This is a genomic window from Nocardia sp. CNS-044 (genome assembly GCF_059570515.1).
The window spans coordinates 52309-72129 of record NZ_JCANSX010000007.1 but is presented as its reverse complement, the minus strand read 5'-3'; the positions used below and the strand labels follow the sequence as shown (position 1 = coordinate 72129).

The following is a 19821-nucleotide window of genomic DNA, read 5'->3' as shown; positions in this document are numbered from 1 at the left end:
CCGCGATGCGGCCGGGGGGTGAGCGGCGCGCGGCCGCGAGCTGGCTCGATCGGTTCGACCTGCTGCGCCGCCCCGGCGGTCCGGCCCGGCTGCGCCGGATGCGGCTGTGGGGATTGCTGGGCGTGTGCGTGCTTACCGTCGTCCTGTTGGTCTCCTGGTTCACGCCGGTGCTCTCGGTGCGCACCGTCGAGATCGAAGGGCTCGTCGAGGTGCAGGAGGCGCAAGTGCGCGAGCGACTCGAAATTCCTTCGGGCCGCTCGATGTTGCGCATCGATACCGACGCCATGGCGCGGCGGGTGGCGAGTATTCCGAAAGTCAGTTCGGCGCGGGTGCAGCGGGTGTACCCGTCGACCGTCAAGGTGACCATTGTCGAGCGGTCGCCGGTGTTGTTCTTCGAGACCGAGGAAGGCGCGCATCTACTGGATGCCGGAAGCGTCGAATTCGCCATCGAGGCCGCGCCCATCGGGGTGCCGAAGTTGATCACCGATCGACCCGGCGGCGCCGATCCGTTGACCCGCGCGGCGGTCGCGGTGCTCGCGGTGTTGCCGCCCGCCCTGAATATCCAGGTGGGCGAGGTTGTCGCACGGTCGATTTCGGATATCTCCTTGAATCTGCACGACGGGCGCACGGTACTCTGGGGCAGTGCGAACGATGCCGAACGCAAGGCGGCCGTGGTGTTGCCGCTGTTGACGCGGGAGGGAACGGTGTTCGACGTGTCGAGCCCGAATCTGGTCACGGTAAAGTGATCGACACCCATTGTGCCCAGGGAATTTTCGGGGGCGCTCTGCCGCGAGGCGCAGGGCCGTCGCCGGGATGGGGCTCGGGGGGCAACCGTCCAACCATACGGTGTGTGAAGTGGCGACCGAGAGGGATCACACAAGATTCTGTCACTCGTGTCGGCGCGCCTGCGCCCGTATCGCGGCGGCTGCGAATAGCGTTCCGCACCAGTCGGATACTTGACATAACGCTAACCCTGTGGTTGAGGTTTAGGGTTTGCCCGGCCGCGGATCGTGGAGTGAACCGGTCCCGGGCAAAACAACCGAGGATGCCATAGCGAAATGTCCTGAGTCCGAAAATGACAGGCTTTAGATCGAAGGAAGGCGAGAGCCCATGACGCCCCCGCACAACTACCTTGCGGTGATCAAGGTCGTCGGTATCGGCGGCGGCGGCGTGAATGCCGTCAACCGGATGATCGAACAGGGACTCAAGGGAGTCGAGTTCATCGCGGTCAACACCGACGCGCAGGCGCTGCTGATGAGCGATGCCGACGTCAAGCTCGACGTCGGCCGTGAACTCACCCGCGGTCTCGGCGCGGGTGCGGACCCGGAGGTCGGCCGCAAGGCCGCCGAGGACCACAAGGACGAGATCGAAGAGGTGCTCAAGGGTGCCGACATGGTCTTCGTCACCGCGGGCGAGGGCGGCGGCACCGGTACCGGTGGCGCGCCGGTCGTCGCGAGCATCGCGCGCAAGCTCGGCGCGCTTACCATCGGCGTGGTCACCCGGCCGTTCTCCTTCGAGGGCAAGCGCCGCGGCAACCAGGCCGAGGTGGGCATCAACCTGCTGCGCGAGTCCTGCGACACCCTCATCGTCATCCCGAACGACCGGCTCCTGCAGCTCGGCGACGCCGCGGTCAGCCTGATGGACGCCTTCCGCTCCGCCGACGAGGTGCTGCTCAACGGTGTTCAGGGCATCACCGATCTGATCACCACCCCTGGTCTGATCAACGTCGACTTCGCCGACGTCAAGAGCGTCATGTCCGGCGCGGGCAGCGCGCTCATGGGCATCGGCTCGGCGCGCGGCGAGGGCCGGTCGGTGAAGGCGGCCGAGGCGGCGATCAACTCGCCGCTGCTCGAGGCATCGATGGACGGAGCGCACGGCGTGCTGCTCTCCATCGCGGGCGGGTCGGACCTCGGTCTGTTCGAGATCAACGAGGCGGCCTCGCTGGTACAGGAAGCCGCGCACATCGAGGCCAACATCATCTTCGGTACCGTCATCGACGATTCGCTCGGCGACGAAGTGCGGGTCACCGTGATCGCGGCCGGATTCGACGGCGGCGGCCCGGCCCGGCGCACCTTCGACCCGGCGACCGTCCGCGGTTCGATCGGTTCGGGACGGGCGGGCGAGATCGGCCAGAGCAGCAGGCCGAGCGAGATCGCCGCGTCCACGCGCAGCACCGACACCACTTCGGCGGGCACCTCGAGCAGCGTGACCCGCGGCGCCGTGCCGAGCTACCACAGCGACCGCGTCCGGCCCGCCGAGCCGACGGTCTCGCACAACAGCCGCTCCCACATCCAGCCCCCGGACGACGGCGGTGACGACGATGACGATGTCGACGTGCCGATCTTCATGCGCCGCTGATCCGATCGTCCCGGGTGCACCGGGACGACGGTCGCGGGCCGCGGGCGGTTGTCGCGCGAGGTGAGGTTCGCCGCACGGCGTGCCGTCCCGCGCCGCGCCGCATACGCGAATCCGCCGACCGAGCACGAGGATTCGCCGAGCGCGCGGTTCGACGCCCGTTGCGCGAGCCGCCGCGGCACCCTCCGAAGCCACTAGGCTCGGAGGCATGACTGCTGCCCACACACTCACCGTCCGACGGGTCACGACGACCAGGGCGGGCGGCTTCTCCGCCCCGCCCTACGACTCGTTCAACCTCGGCGACCACGTGGGCGACGATCCGGCGGCCGTGCGCCGCAACCGCGAGCGCCTCGCCGCGGGCATCGGCCTCACCCCGGACCGGCTGGTCTGGATGGAGCAGATTCACGGGCGCGCCGTCGAAATCGTCGACGGCCCCCGCACCGAGCCGGTGCCCGCCACCGACGCTCTCGTCACCACCGTGCCGAACCTGGCGCTGGTCACACTCAGCGCCGACTGCGTTCCGATCCTGCTCTCCGACGACGAGGCTGGCGTCATCGCCGCCGTGCACGCCGGCCGTATCGGCGCGCGCATCGGCATCGTGCCGCGCGTGCTGGACGCGATGGTGTCGGTGGGCGCCAGGCTCGACCGGGTCGGCGCGTTCCTCGGCCCGGCCGCCTCGGGCAGGCAGTACGAGGTGCCCGCCGCCATGCGCGACGATGTGGAAAAGCACCTGCCGGGCAGCGCGACGACTACCGTGCGCGGTACGCCCGCGCTCGACCTGCGCGCGGGAATCCGCAGGCAACTGACCGAGGCGGGGATCGCCGCGGTCGCCGAGGACCCGCGCTGCACCATCGAGGACAAGACGCTCTTCAGCCACCGCCGTGGCGCGCCGACCGGACGCATCGCGGGCGTGATCTGGATCGAGGGGCCGCGATGACCTGGCCCGGTGAAACGACGGAAACCGTTGCGGCACAGTCCGACGCGCGCACCGCGGAGCTGGCGGGCAGGCTGGACGGTCTGCTCGAGCGGATCGATGCCGCGTGCCGGGCGTCGGGGCGCGAGCCGGGTTCGGTGCGTTTGCTGCCGGTGACGAAGTTCTTTCCGGCCGCCGACGTCGCGATTCTGTACGGCCTCGGCCGTAGGGAGTTCGGTGAATCGCGCGAACAAGAGGCCACCGCGAAGGTCGCGGAACTGGGCAACCGCCCGGATATCCGCTGGCACATGATCGGTCGCCTGCAGCGCAACAAGGCCAAAGTGGTCGCGCGCTGGGCACACACCGTGCATTCGGTGGACAGCGAACGGTTGGCAACGGCTCTTGACAGGGGTGCGATCGCCGCGCTGGAGGCGAACGAGCGCACCGAGCCGCTGCGGGTGTTGCTCCAGGTGAGCCTGGACGAAGACCCGGAGCGAGGCGGCGTCACCGAAGATGATCTCGAGCGCCTCGCGGACCATGTCGCGGCGGCGGAAGGACTGCAGCTCGGAGGCCTGATGGCGATTCCGCCACTCGACGCCGAGCCTCATAGCGCCTTTGCGCGGCTTGCGACTTTGCACACGCGGCTACTCGCCCGTCACCCCGCCGCAACCGAGCTTTCCGCAGGTATGTCGGGTGATCTGGAATCGGCGATCGAACACGGCTCGACGGTTGTGCGTGTCGGTACCGCCCTGATGGGTACTCGACCGATAACCTCGGGCTAGCAAAGAAACCTCATCAGTCACATTCGACACATAAGATTGGGACAGACGAGGGCTGAGCAAGACTTCAACACCCGGCCGCCACCGGGGCCGAAGGAAGGTCGACCAGAATGAGCGAGCGCAGCGAGCATGGACTCGACGCAGCCACCATCGTGGTCATCACCGAGTCGAGCGACGGGGAGGGGTAAGTGTATGAGCACGCTGCATAAGTTCAAGGCGTACTTCGGCATGGTGCCGCTCGAGGATTACGAAGACGATTACGTCGACGATCGCGCCCCGCGCGCGACCGAGCGCGGTGGCGCGCGCCCGCGCAACTACTCCGATCGCGGCGGCTACGGCGCCGACCGGTACACCGAAGATCGTTACGGCGCAGACCGTTTCGGCCAGGACCGGTTCGACGAGGACGCCGACTACCCCGAGCCCGCCTACAAGTCGCCCTACCAGGCCGGCTACCCGGCGGCGCGCCGCGACGAGTACGCCGACGAGCCCTACGGCGACGAGCGCTACGAGTCGTCGCGGCGTCCCACCCGTATCGATGCGGCCGGGTCGTCCGGCCGGTTCCGCGCGGGCGGCGGCGCAGGCATGTTGCGGGGAGCCACCAGGGGTGCGCTCGCCGTCGATCCCGACGCCGAGGAGCGGCGGCTCGAGGAGCGCGTGCGCCCCGAGCCCGCACCCGCTCGCCGGCCGGGGATCTTCGAGGACGGAGGCCCCTTGTCCAAGATCACGACGCTGCGCCCGCGCGATTACAGTGAGGCCCGCATCATCGGCGAGCGTTTCCGCGAGGGAAATCCGGTGATCATGGACCTGGTCGACCTGAGCAACGCCGACGCCAAGCGGCTCGTCGACTTCGCGGCCGGCCTAGCCTTCGCCCTGCGTGGCTCGTTCGACAAGGTGGCGACCAAAGTGTTCCTGCTCTCACCGGCCGATGTCGACGTATCAGCCGAGGAGCGGCGCAGGATCGCCGAAACGGGCTTCTACAACCAGAAATAGCGGTCTGATCCGGGGGGTTCGTCGGTCTTGTCGCGCGCGGGGCGGTGTGGTCATTTTGCGCAACGCCGATTTTCGGGCAGAGTGAAGTCGTGGCCTTGTTCGCGGTGCTGTACTTCGTACTGTTCATCTTCTGGCTGTTGCTGATCAGCCGGGTGATCGTCGAGTTCGTTCGTAGCTTCGCCCGTGACTGGCGACCGACCGGTGTCGTTGTCGTCATCCTGGAGGTGATCTTCACGATCACGGACCCTCCGGTGAAACTACTGAGACGGCTGATACCACCGGTGTCCCTGGGGGGAATTCGCCTGGATCTGTCGATTATGGTCCTGCTATTCATCGTCTTCATCCTGATGTCGATCGTGAGCAGGCTCGGGCAACCGGTAGCTCCGGTGTGACAGAATGGGCCAAGATACCTTGCTAGATCTGCTCGATCTCCAAAAGACGCGTGAAGGGATCCTTCCATGCCGCTGACCCCAGCCGATGTGCACAACGTCGCGTTCAGCAAACCGCCGATCGGGAAGCGCGGCTACAACGAGGATGAAGTCGACGCCTTCTTGGATCTCGTGGAGCAGGAGCTCTCGCGTCTGATCGAGGAGAACGCCGACCTGCGCCAGCGGGTCGCCGAACTCGATGCGGAACTGGCCGACGCCAAGAAGAACCGGCAGGCGGCCCCGGCAACGGTCAAGGCCCCGGTACAGCAGGCTCCGCCTCCTGAACCGATCAAACCCCCGGTGCCCGCACCGCCGCCGGCCCCGATGCCCGCGGCCGCTCCCGTGCCGAAGGACGCCCCCGGCGCCGATGCGAACCTGCAGGCGGCCAAGGTCCTCAGCCTCGCCCAGGAGATGGCGGACCGGCTGACCAGCGACGCGAAGACCGAGGCGGAGAACCTGCTCTCCAACGCGCGGGCGAACTCCGAGCGACTGGTCGGCGACGCCAGGACCCGGTCCGAGGCGATGATCGCGGACGCCCGGCAGAAGTCGGACGCGATGCTGTCGGACGCGCAGACCCGCTCGGACAGCCAGCTGCGTCAGGCCAAGGAGAAGGCCGACGCGCTGCAGGCCGACGCCGAGCGCAAGCACACCGAGATCATGGCGACCATCACCCAGCAGCGCAGCGTGCTGGAGAGCCGGATCGAGCAGCTCAAGACCTTCGAGCGCGAGTACCGCGTGCGGCTGAAGTCGTACCTGGAGTCGCAGCTCGAGGAGCTGGAGAACCGCGGCTCGGCGGTCCCGGTGGACGGCGGCGAGGCGTTCGCCGACACGAACACCGCGAGCAACCTCGCGCCCGCCTCGTTCGCCAAGGGCGGCAAGTAATACCACCCTCGGCGGTCCTGCGCCGTCGCGAAAGCAGTTGTTCGAGTCGTCATCAGAGGTAAAGTCGAATCGCCTGGCATGCCCGGCGGACCCAGCCGGACGACGCGTGTCACAGCCCGTGCATGGCCGTAGCGAAGGCGGAGGTACGCCGAGGGGGTCATCATGCTCGTTCTGACACTCGTCCTGGCGGCGATCGGCTTTGCCCTGCTCGTCACGGCGCTGACCACCGGGTCGGTGCTGTGGGCGTGGGGGTGCATCGTCGTCTGCGTCATCGGCGCGGTGCTGCTGCTGGCGAGCGCGCTGTCCATGCGCAGCCCGGAGAACGGCGCACCACCGCCGCCGGGGCGGCACGCCAAACGCTGAGCCGGGTGCGGGGAATATCGCTTGTCCCGGCTGGTTAGAATCGAAACAGAACGGCGTCGATCCGGCCATCACCGGGGAGCCTTCGGAAGAACGGCGCCGAGGCGCTCAGTAGAACCGAACGGGTGAGCCCGTCACAGCTCACAACGAGTGGTCCGGCGGCCCCGGTGGGGCAGACCAGGACAAACGGGGTGGTACCGCGGTTTCGGCGCACCGAGCGCCGGGGTCGTCCCCGTGCCAACCACTGATACGCGCCTGCGGCGCGGTGGCACGAGGAGACGCATCCGCGATGGCGGACGACAGCAAGAGCGCATACCCCCGCGTGGATCTGGGCGCAGGCTCCGGGGCGGGCTTTCCCGAGCTGGAAGAACGCGTGCTCGACGCATGGGCGGCCGACGACACCTTCCGCGCCAGCATCGAGAACCGTTCGGGTGCTGCCGAGTTCGTCTTCTACGACGGCCCACCCTTTGCCAACGGTCTGCCGCATTATGGTCATTTGCTCACCGGCTATGTGAAGGATTTGATCCCACGTTTCCAGACGATGCGCGGCAAGCGCGTCGATCGGCGTTTCGGATGGGACTGTCACGGCCTTCCCGCGGAAATCGAAGCGGAAAAGCAGCTCGGTATCACGGACAAATCACAGATCGACGCCATGGGGTTGGCGGAATTCAATGCCGCGTGCAAATCCTCGGTGCTGCGCTACACCGGGGAATGGCGCGACTACGTCACCCGCCAGGCTCGCTGGGTCGACTTCGACAACGACTACAAGACCCTCGATCTCGACTTCATGGAGTCGGTCATGTGGGCCTTCAAGTCGCTCTACGACAAGGGCCTGATCTACCAGGGCTTCCGTGTGCTGCCCTACAGCTGGTACGAGCAGACGCCGCTGTCGAACCAGGAGACCCGCCTGGACGACGCCTACAAGATGCGCCAGGACCCGGCCGTCACCGTCGACATGGCGCTGCGCGTGCTCGACGACCATCCGCTGCGCGAACTCGACGGCGCCAACGCGCTGATCTGGACCACCACGCCGTGGACCCTGCCGTCCAACCTGGCCATCGCCGTACACCCCAACGTGCGCTACGTGCACCTGAGCGCCGCCGACGGCAAGCGCTACCTGCTGGCCGCCGAGCGCGTCTCGCACTACGCGCGGGAGTTCGGCGAGGAGCCACAGGTGCTCGGCGAGTTCGACGGCGCGGCGCTGGCCGGACTGTCCTACGCCCCGCCCTTCGACTTCTTCGTCGGCCACCCGAACGCGCACCGCGTGCTCACCGCCGACTACGTGACCACCGACTCCGGCACCGGCATCGTGCACCTGGCTCCCGCCTTCGGTGAGGAGGACATGGAGGTCGCCACGGCCAACGGCATCGAGATCGTGCAGCCGCTGGATCCGGGCGGCAAGTTCACCTCGATGGTGCCGCCGTACGAGGGCTTGATGGTCTTCGACGCCAATCCGGTGATCATCAAGGACCTCAAGGCCGCCGGAAAGCTGTTGCGGCACGAGACGATCGAGCACTCCTACCCGCACAGCTGGCGCTCCGGGCAGCCGCTGATCTACATGGCGGTGCCGTCCTGGTTCGTCGCGGTCACCAAGTTCCGCGACCGGATGGTCGAGCTGAACAAGCAGATCACCTGGGTGCCCGAGCACATCCGCGACGGTCAGTTCGGCAAGTGGCTGGAGGGCGCGCGCGACTGGAACATCAGCCGCAACCGCTACTGGGGCAGCCCGATCCCGGTGTGGGTCTCCGACGATCCGGCCTACCCCCGGGTCGACGTGTACGGCTCGCTGGACGAGCTCGAGCGCGACTTCGGTGTGCGCCCGACCGACCTGCACCGGCCCATGATCGACGAGCTGACTCGGCCGAACCCCGACGACCCGACCGGCAAGTCGACCATGCGCCGGGTGCCGGAGGTGCTGGACTGCTGGTTCGAGTCCGGCTCGATGCCCTACGCGCAGGTGCACTACCCGTTCGAGAACAAGGACTGGTTCGACGGGCACTTCCCGGGCGACTTCATCGTCGAGTACAACGGGCAGACCCGCGGCTGGTTCTACACCCTGCACGTCCTCTCGACCGCGCTCTTCGACAGCCCGGCCTTCAAAACGGTTGCGGCGCACGGCATCGTGCTCGGTGACGACGGGCTGAAGATGAGCAAGTCGAAGGGCAACTACCCGGACGTGAACGAGGTGTTCCACCGGGACGGCTCCGACGCGATGCGCTGGTTCCTGATGAGCTCGCCGATCCTGCGCGGCGGCAATCTCATCGTCACCGAGCGCGGCATCCGCGAGGGCGTCGGCCACGCGCTGCGTCCGCTGTGGAACGCGTGGAGCTTCCTGCAGCTGTACGCCTCGAAGCCCGGCGTGTGGCGCACCGATTCGCCGCATGTGCTGGACCGCTACATCCTGGCGAAGCTGGCGCAAACCCGCGATGTGATGACCGACGCACTGGAGGCCTACGACATCGCGGGCGCCTGCGAGGAGCTGCGCTCGTTCGCCGACGCGCTCACGAATTGGTATGTGCGCCGGTCGCGTTCGCGCTTCTGGTCGGAGGATCGCGACGCGGTCGACACCCTGCACACCGTGCTCGAGGTGGTCTCCAGGCTGGCCGCGCCGCTGCTGCCGCTGATCGCCGAGGTGATCTGGCGCGGGCTCACCGGCGATCGTTCGGTGCACCTGGCCGACTGGCCGAAGGAGGGCGAGCTGCCGGAGGATCCGGAGCTGGTCGCCGCCATGGACGAGGTGCGCACGGTCTGCTCGACGGTGCTCAGCCTGCGCAAGGCACAGAACCTGCGGGTGCGGCTGCCGCTGGCCGAGGTGACCATCGCGGCGGGCGACGCCGAGCGGTTGCGCCCGTACGCCGACATCATCGCCGACGAGGTCAACGTCAAGAAGGTCGACCTGACCACCGACATCGCCGTGCACGGTCGCTTCGAGCTGGCGGTGAACGCCCGCGCCGCGGGTCCGCGCCTGGGCAAGGACGTGCAGACGGTGATCAAGGCGGTCAAGGCGGGCGAGTGGTCCGAGGATGCCGCCGGTGTCGTCAGCGCCGCCGGAATCACCTTGTTCCCCGAGGAATACACCCAGCGGCTGGTCGCCGCCGAGCCCGAGTCCACCGCGGCGCTGCCCGGCAACGCGGGTCTGGTGGTGCTGAACTCGGTGGTCACCGAGGAGCTGGAGGCCGAGGGCTGGGCCCGCGACCTGATCCGCGACCTCCAGGAGACCCGCAAGTCGCTCGGCTTGGACGTCTCCGACCGGATCACCGTGGTCCTCGAGGTCCCGGCCGAGCGCCTGGCTTGGGCGCAGACCCACCGGGATCTGATCGCGGGCGAAATCCTCGCCACGGCACTCGATTTCGGCACCGCGGGCGCCGACGCCGCCGAACTCGCCGGTGGTGTGAAGGCCGCGGTCGCCAAGGCCTGAGCCGGTCGTCGGGGTGGGCGTCGTCGTCCACCCCGACGACGCGGCTCGACCGAGTGGCGGTCGAGACCATGCAGTGATAGTGATCTAGATCACACGCTGGGAATTTGCTGGAAACCTCTCCTGTCTCCGAAAAGCCCGGCAGAATCGGGCGTGTTGCTGTTGGTGCGCAGATCGATCAGTGGTACCGCAGTGATCCTCGTGAGGCATGTTCTACCTGATGTGCGCTGTTCGGCGGGCTGTGAAGCCGGATAGGCGCGGAGGTCGGTGGCTCCACCCCGATGACGAGGGTGGCGCCGCGCGTCAGCGCGGCCGCTTGTCGCGGCCTGTTCGCCGGACCCACAGGAGAGGTGCGTTTCGTGATCAGAAAATCGTTGTGCCGGATATTCGCCGGCCTTGTCGTCACCGCGATCGTCACCCTGCTGCTCGCCGGACCCGCCTGGTCCGACACCGGCAGCGGCCCCGTTTCGGCGGCCGGTTCGGGCTCCGGAGGTTCGAGCGCCTCGGCGGGTCTGCCGCTGCCCAGTCCACGGGGCCTCGCCGCGCTGGCCATCGCCACGACCCAGACCGGTAAGCCCTATGTATGGGGCGGCACCGGCCCGCACGGCTGGGACTGCTCCGGGCTCGTCCAGTGGGCGTTCCGGCAGGTCGGCGTCGACATGCCGAGGACGACCTGGCAGCAGGCGACGGCGGGCACCGCCGTGCCGGTCCGCGCGATGGCGCCGGGCGACGTCGTCGTGCTGAACGACGACGGCTCGCACGTCGGCATCTACGCCGGCTTCGGGCAGATCTTCAACGCCTACGGTCGCGGCGTCCCGGTCGGCCTCGCGCCGCTCCGGAAGTTCACCATCTACGCCGTCCGCCGGTTCTGACGGCGCGAAAACCGTTGCGGTTCAGGCGAGGTGGTCGGTGGCCAGACCGCGAAGCAGCGGACCGTACTCCGGATGCGCCAGCGCCGAGGCGAACTGGGCGACCAGGTAGTCGCCGGGATTGCCGGTGTCGTACCAGCGGCCGCGAATCACCTGACCGAACACCGGATTCTCCGCGGCGTGCACGTTGATGGCGTCGGTCAGGTAGACCTCGCCGGTGCGGTGCTCGTACCAGGCCGCGGTCTGCCTGCGCAGCTCGTCGACGATGCCCGGGGTCACCACGTAGCCGCCGATGGCGGCGTAGGCCGAGGGCGCGTCTTCGGGCTTGGGCTTCTCCATGAGGCCGGTGATGCGCAGCAGGCCGTTGCCCTGATTGTCGGCGACGACCGGGACGCCGTAGCGCTTGGACTCGGCCGGGTTCATCGGCATCAGCGCGAGCACCGGCGCCGCGGTGGCCTCGTAGGCGTCGATGAGCTGCTGTGCGCGCGGCACCTCGGCCACGAACACGTCGTCGGGCCAGAGCACGAGCATCGGCTCGTCACCGGCGTTGCGCGCGGCGTTGAGCACCGGGGTGCCGTTGCCGTAGGGGCCGTGCTGGTCGAGATAGGTGATGTGGCCGAGGCGGGACAGTTCCCCGACCTCCTCGACGGCGTCGGCGTAGGCGGTCTTTCCGTCCGCGCGCAACTGCGCGACGAGGGCCGGATTGGGGCGGAAGTGGTCCTGGATCAACGACTTTCCGCCGCTGACCACGATGGTGATGTCGGTGATGCCGGAGGCGACCAGCTCGCGGACGGTGTGCTCGATGACCGGCTTGTCGCCGACCGGCAGCATCTCTTTCGGGATGGCCTTGGTCAGCGGGAGCAACCGGGAGCCGATACCGGCCGCCGGGATGACTGCCTTACGGATCTTCATGGGTCCGATCATCACATACGAACCGGCGGGCAAGGCGCGATCCCCGTCGTTCGTTGCCGTGTCGAAAAACCTGGCGCGCGAGGTATCGGCCCAGGTCAAGACTGCTGGATCGCGGTGTCGGCGGCTGCCGGGACGCTCCGCAGATCCGCAGCAATCGATCAGGCAACACCCAGCCGCCGCGGCGGCGAACATGTCGGTGGGTTGGCGTAGATTCCGGTCGTGCGGACGGATCGGGCGACGGAGAAGGCGGCGGTCGGCCGCACCTCCAAGCGCTGGGTGCTGCACATAGATATGGACGCGTTCTTCGCCTCGGTCGAGCAGCTGACTCGCCCGACGCTTCGCGGCAGACCGGTGCTCGTCGGCGGCACCGGGGGACGCGGCGTCGTCGCGGGGGCCAGCTACGAGGCGCGGGTCTTCGGCGCGCGTTCCGCGATGCCGATGCACCAGGCCAAGCGCCTGGTCGGGGTCACGGCCGTGGTGGTGCCGCCCCGCGGGGCGGTCTACGGGGTGGTCAGCGGGCGGGTGTTCGAGGCGCTGCGCAGCCGCATCCCGGTGCTGGAGACGCTCTCGTTCGACGAGGCGTTCGGCGAACCGGAGGAGCTGGCGGGCGCCGACGCGGAGCGGGTCTACGACTTCTGCGCGGAGTTGCGCGCGCTGGTGCGCGAACGCACCGGTCTGGTCGCCTCGGTCGGCGCGGGCAGCGGCAAGCAGCTCGCCAAGATCGCCTCCGGCCTGGCCAAACCCGACGGCATCCGGGTGGTCGCGCCCGACGAGCAGCAGGCACTGCTCGCCGGGCTGCCGGTGCGCAAGCTGTGGGGGATCGGCCCGGTCGCCGAGGGCAGGCTGCGTTCGCTCGGCATCGAGACGGTCGGCGCCTTCGCCGCGCTGCCCGAATCGGAGGTGGTGTCCTTGCTCGGCGGCAGCGTCGGGGCGGCGCTGCACCGGCTGGCCCGCGGCATCGACGACCGGCCGGTCGCCGAGCGCGCCGAGGCCAAGCAGATCAGCGCCGAGAACACCTACGAGACCGACATCGTCACCTTGGCCCAGCTGCGACCCGCGATCGAGACCATGGCCGCGGCCGCGCACGCCAGGCTCGGCAAGGACGGCCGGGCCGCGCGCACCGTGGTGCTGAAACTACGGAAGTCGGATATGAGCGTGGTGACGCGCTCGTTCACCCTGCCCTACGCCACCACCGACCTGGCCACGCTGACCACCGCCGCCCAGCGGTCGGCGATCGATCCCGCCGAGCTCGGCCCGATCCGCCTGGTCGGCGTCGGCTTCGGCGGGCTGTCCACGGTGCGACAGGAATCGCTCTTCCCGGAACTGGATCAGAGCCCGGTCGACGACACGCTCGATCCCGAATGGGAACCGAGCGAGCCAGCGCCGCCCGCCGCCGAGCCGAGTCCGTCCGCGCGCCTCTGGTACCCGGGAATGGATGTGGCGCACCCGGATTACGGACACGGGTGGGTGCAGGGAGCGGGGCACGGCGTGGTCACCGTGCGCTTCGAGACCAGTTCGACAGGGCCGGGCCCGGCGCGTACCTTCAGCGCCGACGACATCAGTCTGTCCCGGGCGGATCCGCTCGGCAGTCTCGACTGACCGGTAGCCTGATGCCTCGGGCGGTGCCGCCGGTTCTTGGTGGACGCTGCCGCGGTTACGACACGGACCCCTCCTCGAACGCAAAGGACGAGCAGTTGAAGCTTCGTACGACTGGACGCATCGCGATCGCTGGCCTCGCCATCGTTGCCACCCTGGGCCTGACCGCCTGCGGCGGCGACGATTCGAGCGACACCGCCAAGACGGCCAAGACGACGACCAGCGCCAAGGCGACCACCGCTCAGGCGAACCTGCCCGCGGTGCCCACCGCGGCGGAGCTGAACACGCAGCTGCAGAAGGCGCTCGACCCGGCGGTGCCGAACGAGGAGAAGCTGGCGATGATTCAGGGCGCCGAGGCCGATCCCGAGCTGCCCGCCCGGCTGTCCGAGGCCTACAAGGCGACCGGCGCCACCGTCGAGGTGACCGAGGTGACCGCGTTCGGCGACACCATCAACGCCAAGGCCAAGATCGTGCTGAACGGCCAGGAGAACATCGCCGACGTGCCGTTCGTCGCCGAGGACGGCAAGTGGAAGGTCCAGAAGGCGTGGGCCTGCCAAATGCTGACCGCGCTCGGCCAGCAGTCGGCCGCCTGCGCCTGATCCGCGGTGTCGCGGCCCGGCCCGAATCCGGGCCGCGACGATCCCGCTTCGCGGCGGCCGAGTCGGTCCGCCGAAGTGATGCGTGGGCGAGAATCCGCAGATCAGCCGCCTGATTCGCCCGTGGAACCGCGCTCGGAACAGGCTTCGGGTTTCGCTCTCAGTTTCGATCGTTACTATCTGGCCTCGTGGCTGACACTATGGTGTGGGCGGGGCAGCCGTCCGTCGAGGATCCCAGACCCGGGACGGCACAGCGGAATACGAGCGGGGGATGGGCGCGGCCCGTCGCTTTGCTCGCGGCGTTGATCGGCGCGCTGTGCGCGGTGGCGGTGCCCTTGCTCCCGATCCGGGTGGACGAGGCGACGCTGTCCTGGCCGCAGGCGGGTTCGGCGCGCAGCGTGGAGGCGCCGCTGGTGGCCTACGCGCCGTCGACCTTCGACGCCACCCTGCCGTGCGCGGCCATCGGGCAGCTGGCCGTCAACGGCGGCACCCTCGCCGCCACCGCGCCAGACGGCGCGCCGGACCGCGAGCGCTACGGCTTCCTCGCACGGGTGACCACGCCCACCGCCGACGCATCGGCCCGGCTCGACGTCATCCTGCGTAACCAAGCGCTGCTCAGCACGCCAGTCGATCAACTGCCCGCCGGGTGCGAACTCGCCGTGCACGCCGACACCACCCGGGCGACGGCGACCATGCCGGGATTCACCGCCCCCGGCTTCCCGGTGACGCTCGACGGCGATTTCCGCCCCCAGCTCGTCGGCATCTACAGCGACCTGGCCGCCGCCGACGGCGCGACCGTCACCGCGGCCCTGGACACCCGCTTCACCTCCAGCCCGACTCCCGTCAAACGGGCCGCCATCTGGCTCGCCGTGCTGGCCACGATCGTCGCGCTGGTCGCCCTCTATCGGATCGACCGCGAGGACGGCAGGCGAACCCGCCGCCTGCTGCCGCAGCGCTGGTGGACGTTCTCGGTGCTGGACGGCGTGGTGCTCGGCGTGCTGGTGCTCTGGCACTTCATCGGCGCCACCACCTCCGACGACGGCTACCAGTTCGGCATGGCCCGCACGTCCGGTGCGGCGGGCTACATGTCCAACTACTTCGCCTACTTCGGCGTCCCCGAGAACCCGATCGGCACACCGTATTACGACCTGATCCGGATCATGGCCGAGGTGACGACCGCCAGCCCGTGGGTGCGCCTGCCCGCGCTGGCCTGCGGTGTGCTGCTGTGGCTGTTGCTGAGCCGCGAGGTGGTGCCGCGCTTGGGCGTGGCGGTGCGGCACGACAAGATCGCGCTGTGGACCGGCGCGCTCGGCTTCCTCGTGGTCTGGCTGCCCTACGACAACGGCCTGCGTCCCGAACCGCCCGTCGCGCTGGGGCTGCTGCTCACCTGGTGTTCGGTGGAGCGCGCGATCGCCACCCGGCGGTTGCTGCCCGCCGCGCTCGCGGTTCTGGTCGCGGCGTTCACCGTCACCGCGGGTCCGTCCGGCCTGATCTGTATCGCCGCGCTGCTGTCCGGCCTGCGTCCGGTCGCCAGGATCGTGATGGACAAGGTCGGCTCGGGCACCGTCCGGCAGCGCGTACTCGGTTACCTGACACTGCTCGCACCGCTCGGCGCGGCCGGTGCGCTCGTGCTGGCGATCGCGTTCGCCGACCAGCCGCTGTCCGCCGCCTTGGAGATGCAGCGGGTGCACCACGACATCGGTCCCGACGTGCCGTGGTTCCAGGAATATCTGCGCTACCAGTACCTGTTCCAGGGCGAGGTCGACGGTTCGGTCGGTCGCCGGATCGGCATCCTGGCCATGCTGATCGGCATCGTGGTGTGTGTCGCCGTGCTGTTGCGCAAGGGCGGGCGGATTCCGCTGACCGCCGCGGGCCCGTCGCGGCGCATCCTCGGGACGACGGCGGGCGCCCTGTTGCTGATCATGGTCACGCCGACCAAATGGACCCACCACTTCGGCGTGTTCGCCGGTGTCGCGGGCTGTGTGGCGGTGCTGACCGCGATGGCGGTCGGCCCCAAGGTGCTGCGGTCGCCGCGCAACCGCGCGCTGTTCGCCGCGCTGATCGCGTTCCTGCTCGCGCTGGTGTTCTCCGGGCCCAACGGCTGGTGGTACGTCTCCGCGTACGGCATGCCGTGGTGGGACAAGCCGCCGTCGGTGGCCGGTCTGATGCTGAACGACCTGTTCCGGGTGGCCGCGGTCGCGCTGCTGGCGGTGGCCGCCTGGTGGCATGTGCACGCGCCGGAACCCGGTACCCCGCAGCGGGTTTCGCGGATCGGGTGGCGGGTGTCGCTGCTTCCTCCGTTAACCATCGCGCTCGCGCTGCTGGTGGTGTGGGACATCGGGTCCTTCGCCAAAGCGGCGGTGGCGCAGGGGCAGTCGTTCTCGCTGGCGCGTTCGAACATCGAAGCGGTGACCGGCAAGCCGTACGGGCTCGCCGGTCACGTCCTGGTCGAGACCGATCCGAACGAGGGCATGCTCGCGCCGCTCACCGGTGACGCGCAGAGCACGCTCGCGGGCAACGCGACCGGGTTCACGCCGGGCGGAGTGGCCGAGGACCTGCGGCCGGACGACGAGGGCAGCAGTTCGACGGGCAGCATCGCCGACGCGCTCGCCACCAAGTCCTCGTCGGAGGACGAAGCCGGAACCGCTACCGCCGCATTGCCTTTCGGCCTGGACCCGGCCCGGGTCCCGGTGCTCGGCAGCTACCGTTCCGGTGACGCGGGCCCGGCCGAGCTGACCACCGGCTGGTACCGGCTGCCCGATCCGGGCGACCGCGCCGGGATCATCGCGCTGAGCGCCGCGGGCCGCATCTGGTCGGTGGACGCCGACGGTGTGGTGACGCCCGGCCAGTCGTTGCAGATCGAGTACGGCGCAACGGATTCCGCGTCCACCGCGCAGCCGATGGGCCGGGTCGTCCCGATCGACATCGGACCTGCGCCGTCCTGGCGCAACCTGCGGGTGCCGTTCGCCGACATTCCGGCGCAGGCCGACGTCATCCGTCTGGTCGCCGTCGACCGCGATCGCAATCCGAAGCAGTGGCTGGCCGTGACGCCGCCGCGGGTGCCGAAGACCAAGACGCTGAACGAAGTGGTCGGCACGACGCCCGCCCTGGTGGACTGGATGGTCGGGCTGCAATTCCCGAATCAGCGGCCGTTCGATCATCGAGGCGGCATCGCCGAGGTCCCCGGCTATCGCATCCTGCCCGACCGCCCCGGCGCCGCCGTCACCAACCTGTGGCAGAGCCACGACGGCGGCGGTCCGCTCGGCTGGACCGGAATGCTGTTGCGCGCACGGTCATTGGCCACGTATCTGAACGAGGACTGGGACCGCGACTGGGGTGATCTCCAGCTGTTCACGCGGATCGATGACAGCGCCGTTCCGGCCGAACCCGCGATCACCCAGCGCGATCACTCCGGGCTGTGGAGTCCGGGGCCGATCAATACGAACTACTGAGTTCGACCGGCGCGTCCCACGAGAGCTCTGTCGGCGTGCGGACCGTGGTTCGCGCCTCGAGCTCGGCCCGCTCGGAATTGTGGGAGTCGCAGCCGTTGCCGATTCACCAGGGATTTGTTGGCAGCGACGGGTTATCCGGCGTCTCAGGCGTTGCTGTTCGCCGTGACGATACGTGTGGCGAGGGCGACCAGGTCCTCGCCGGTCAGGCCGGGATAGCCGTGCAGCTTGGTGCGCCAGCGGACGGGGACGGCGGAGGCGCCCCAGCGGGCGCCGAGCAGCCCGCCCGCGATGGCGGCGGTGGTGTCGGTGTCGCCGCCCGCGCGGACGCAGAGTTCGAGCGCCAGCGGGAGATGTTCGGGGCCGGAGGCGTCGGCGGTGGTGATCGCCCACCAGGCGGTCTGTAGCGCGTGCACGACCCAGCCGTTGTTCGGAAAGTGCGCGGGCGCGCCGTTTTCGGCCTGGTCGAGCAGCCGGTTCCAGTAGTCGGCGCTGTCGGTGGCGGCGACGTACTCGCGGACGCCGTCGAGGGTCGCGGTCAGCACCGCGTGGCGGACGGCGTAGGTCCAGATCTTGCACGCCTCGACGGCCTGCTGATCGTGATGGGTGAGCAGGCCGACCGCTCCCGCCATCCGCACGCACTCCGCGGCGTCGTCCAGGTAGGACAGCGCGATCGGCGCGGTGCGCATCAGCGAACCGTTCCCGCCGGTCAGCCCGTCCAACGACATGGCCTGCTGGTGCATGGCCCGCGCGGAGGCCGGTCGCGCGGCGAGCACCCGGTTGGTCTGGACGCCGATGTCTTTCGGGTCGGAGTCGTACCACCGCACGAAACCCGCTGCCACCGCGTCGAGTTCGAGTCCGGGGCCGTCCGCGGCGGCTTGGGCGATCACCACGGCCATCGCGGTGTCGTCGGTCCATTCGCCGGGCTCCCAGCGGCAGGCCCCGCCGCCGATCATGTCGATCTCCTGTTCCGGTCCCGGCCGGGTGAACTCGTATCCGGCGCCGAGCGCGTCGCCCGCCGCGGTGCCGAGCAGCACACCCGCCGCCCTGTCGAGTCGCCCGTCGTCCAGCATCGTGAAAACCTTTCCGGTCCCGCGTCGATCGCGGCAAATGTATCGGCTTGCCGTGTGCGGGCCCGCTGTCGAATCGGACAAGCGTCGGCCGCGTTCTCTGTGCCGACACGACGAAAGTCCGGTCAGGGCGGCCGGTTCGGTGCACGGCGGTCGTGCTCTGCCTGCCTGTGCCCGTCCGATGGCGGTCGAGACGCGCACTCGAATGCCTCCTCACGAAGGGCAGTGGCGGGGGGTGACGGCGGGGTGGCGCCGCACTCAGGGGGCGGGCGTTTCGGCGGGTGACACCGGAGTCGGTGTGCGGCGACCGCGCCGGGCGCGCAGCAGCGCGTCGGCGGTGAAGATCGCCAGCGCCGCCCAGATGAGCGCGAATCCGGCCCAGCGGGACGCGGGCATCGGTTCGTGCACGACGGCGACGCCCCAGGCCATCTGGAGCGCCGGGGTGAGGTATTGCAGCAAACCCATGGTGGACAGCGGAACTCGTTGCGCGGCGATGGCGAACAGCAGCAGCGGCACCAGCGTGACCGGCCCGGTCGACATCAGCAGCGCGGCGTGTCCCGCGCCGGAGGTGAACTCGCTGCGGCCGGTGAACAGCAGCACGAGGACGAACGCGAGGGCGAACGGCGCGGCGACGATGCCCTCGGCCGCGATGCCGCGCAGCGCGTCGAGCGGTATGACCTTCTTCACCAGCCCGTACAGCGCGAACGAGCAGGCGAGGGCGAGGGCGATCACCGGCGGCCTGCCGTAGTCGACGGTGAGCACCGCGACCGCCGCCGCGCCGAGCCCGAGCGCGGCCCACTGCGCCCGCCGCAGCCGCTCGCGGAAGATGATCACGCCGAAGCCGACGGTCACCAGCGGGTTGACGAAGTATCCGAGCGCGCACTCCACCACGTGCCCGGAGGTGACGCCGTAGACGTAGACGCCCCAGTTGATCGAGATCGCCGCCGAGGCGAGCGCGGCCAACCGCCAGGTCCGCGCGTCGATGCTCGCCATCTCGCGCAGCCGTCCGGTGACGACCAGCACGGCGAGCACCACCACGAGCGTCCACAGGATCCGCTGCGCGAGCACCTCCACCGGGCTCGCGAACGCCAGCAGACCGAAGAACGCGGCGAACAAACCCCAGATCAGATAGGCACTGGTGCCGAAGGCAACACCGGGGATGGATCTGATTCGCCGCACCGTGCCAGGTTAGTGGGCGGGCGTTGTT

16 protein-coding genes are annotated in these 19821 nt (G+C 69.2%); 13 read left to right on the top strand and 3 right to left on the bottom strand.

Annotated features, from left to right (window positions below):
• Nucleotides 1–5 precede the first annotated feature (5 nt).
• The 10 genes from T333_RS15125 (at nucleotide 6) to T333_RS15080 (ending at nucleotide 10994) form a co-directional block, all read left to right on the top strand.
• Entirely contained in the window at nucleotides 6–746 is a 741-nt protein-coding gene (locus T333_RS15125) for a cell division protein FtsQ/DivIB (RefSeq protein WP_496424840.1), read from the top strand.
• A gap of 364 nt (nucleotides 747–1110) precedes the next feature.
• Nucleotides 1111–2358 carry a cell division protein FtsZ gene (ftsZ, locus tag T333_RS15120; RefSeq protein ID WP_496424839.1) on the top strand — a complete coding sequence of 416 codons (1248 nt, stop codon included), beginning with the start codon at nucleotides 1111–1113 and terminating at the stop codon, nucleotides 2356–2358.
• 205 nt (nucleotides 2359–2563) lie between these two features.
• Nucleotides 2564–3292: a peptidoglycan editing factor PgeF gene (gene pgeF / locus T333_RS15115; RefSeq protein ID WP_355004260.1), complete on the top strand. Its 729-nt coding sequence runs from the start codon at nucleotides 2564–2566 to the stop codon at nucleotides 3290–3292.
• Nucleotides 3289–4050 carry a YggS family pyridoxal phosphate-dependent enzyme gene (locus T333_RS15110; RefSeq protein ID WP_357254818.1) on the top strand — a complete coding sequence of 254 codons (762 nt, stop codon included), beginning with the start codon at nucleotides 3289–3291 and terminating at the stop codon, nucleotides 4048–4050. Before pgeF ends, T333_RS15110 begins: the two co-directional genes overlap by 4 nt.
• A gap of 189 nt (nucleotides 4051–4239) precedes the next feature.
• The gene (locus T333_RS15105) at nucleotides 4240–5037 is read left to right on the top strand and encodes a cell division protein SepF (protein WP_355004262.1); all 798 of its coding nucleotides are present in this window, start codon (nucleotides 4240–4242) and stop codon (nucleotides 5035–5037) included.
• Nucleotides 5038–5126: 89 nt separating this feature from the next.
• Nucleotides 5127–5429, top strand: a complete 303-nt coding sequence (locus T333_RS15100) for a YggT family protein (protein ID WP_067785731.1) — start codon at nucleotides 5127–5129, stop codon at nucleotides 5427–5429.
• Between the two features lie 66 nt (nucleotides 5430–5495).
• A complete protein-coding gene (wag31, locus tag T333_RS15095; protein WP_496424838.1) occupies nucleotides 5496–6347 on the top strand; it encodes a DivIVA-like cell division protein Wag31 in 852 nt (283 codons plus the stop codon).
• A gap of 162 nt (nucleotides 6348–6509) precedes the next feature.
• Nucleotides 6510–6710, top strand: coding sequence for a hypothetical protein (locus T333_RS15090; RefSeq protein WP_355004264.1), 201 nt, complete (start codon nucleotides 6510–6512; stop codon nucleotides 6708–6710).
• 286 nt (nucleotides 6711–6996) lie between these two features.
• Nucleotides 6997–10125, top strand: coding sequence for an isoleucine--tRNA ligase (ileS, locus tag T333_RS15085; RefSeq protein ID WP_496424837.1), 3129 nt, complete (start codon nucleotides 6997–6999; stop codon nucleotides 10123–10125).
• Nucleotides 10126–10484: 359 nt separating this feature from the next.
• Nucleotides 10485–10994, top strand: a complete 510-nt coding sequence (locus T333_RS15080; RefSeq protein WP_496425300.1) for a C40 family peptidase — start codon at nucleotides 10485–10487, stop codon at nucleotides 10992–10994.
• A 21-nt stretch (nucleotides 10995–11015) separates the two neighbouring features.
• Here the strand turns inward: T333_RS15080 and T333_RS15075 are convergent, their stop codons facing one another.
• Nucleotides 11016–11903, bottom strand: a complete 888-nt coding sequence (locus T333_RS15075) for a UTP--glucose-1-phosphate uridylyltransferase (protein ID WP_496424836.1) — start codon at nucleotides 11901–11903, stop codon at nucleotides 11016–11018.
• A 291-nt stretch (nucleotides 11904–12194) separates the two neighbouring features.
• On the opposite strand from T333_RS15075, the gene T333_RS15070 reads away from it, so the two are divergent.
• The 3 genes from T333_RS15070 to T333_RS15060 all read left to right on the top strand — a co-directional run bounded on the left by T333_RS15070 (nucleotide 12195) and on the right by T333_RS15060 (nucleotide 17547).
• Nucleotides 12195–13502, top strand: coding sequence for a DNA polymerase IV (locus tag T333_RS15070; RefSeq protein ID WP_496425299.1), 1308 nt, complete (start codon nucleotides 12195–12197; stop codon nucleotides 13500–13502).
• Between the two features lie 95 nt (nucleotides 13503–13597).
• Nucleotides 13598–14098, top strand: coding sequence for a WKL family lipoprotein (locus tag T333_RS15065; RefSeq protein ID WP_355004268.1), 501 nt, complete (start codon nucleotides 13598–13600; stop codon nucleotides 14096–14098).
• 185 nt (nucleotides 14099–14283) lie between these two features.
• A complete protein-coding gene (locus T333_RS15060; RefSeq protein WP_496424835.1) occupies nucleotides 14284–17547 on the top strand; it encodes an arabinosyltransferase domain-containing protein in 3264 nt (1087 codons plus the stop codon).
• Nucleotides 17548–17690: 143 nt separating this feature from the next.
• On the opposite strand, the gene T333_RS15055 is transcribed toward T333_RS15060, so the two are convergent.
• Both T333_RS15055 and rarD read right to left on the bottom strand, forming a co-directional pair.
• Nucleotides 17691–18617 (bottom strand): ADP-ribosylglycohydrolase family protein, encoded by a 927-nt coding sequence (locus tag T333_RS15055; RefSeq protein ID WP_496424834.1) that lies wholly within the window; start codon nucleotides 18615–18617, stop codon nucleotides 17691–17693.
• A gap of 255 nt (nucleotides 18618–18872) precedes the next feature.
• Nucleotides 18873–19793 (bottom strand): EamA family transporter RarD, encoded by a 921-nt coding sequence (gene rarD, locus T333_RS15050; protein WP_496424833.1) that lies wholly within the window; start codon nucleotides 19791–19793, stop codon nucleotides 18873–18875.
• Nucleotides 19794–19821 lie beyond the last annotated feature (28 nt).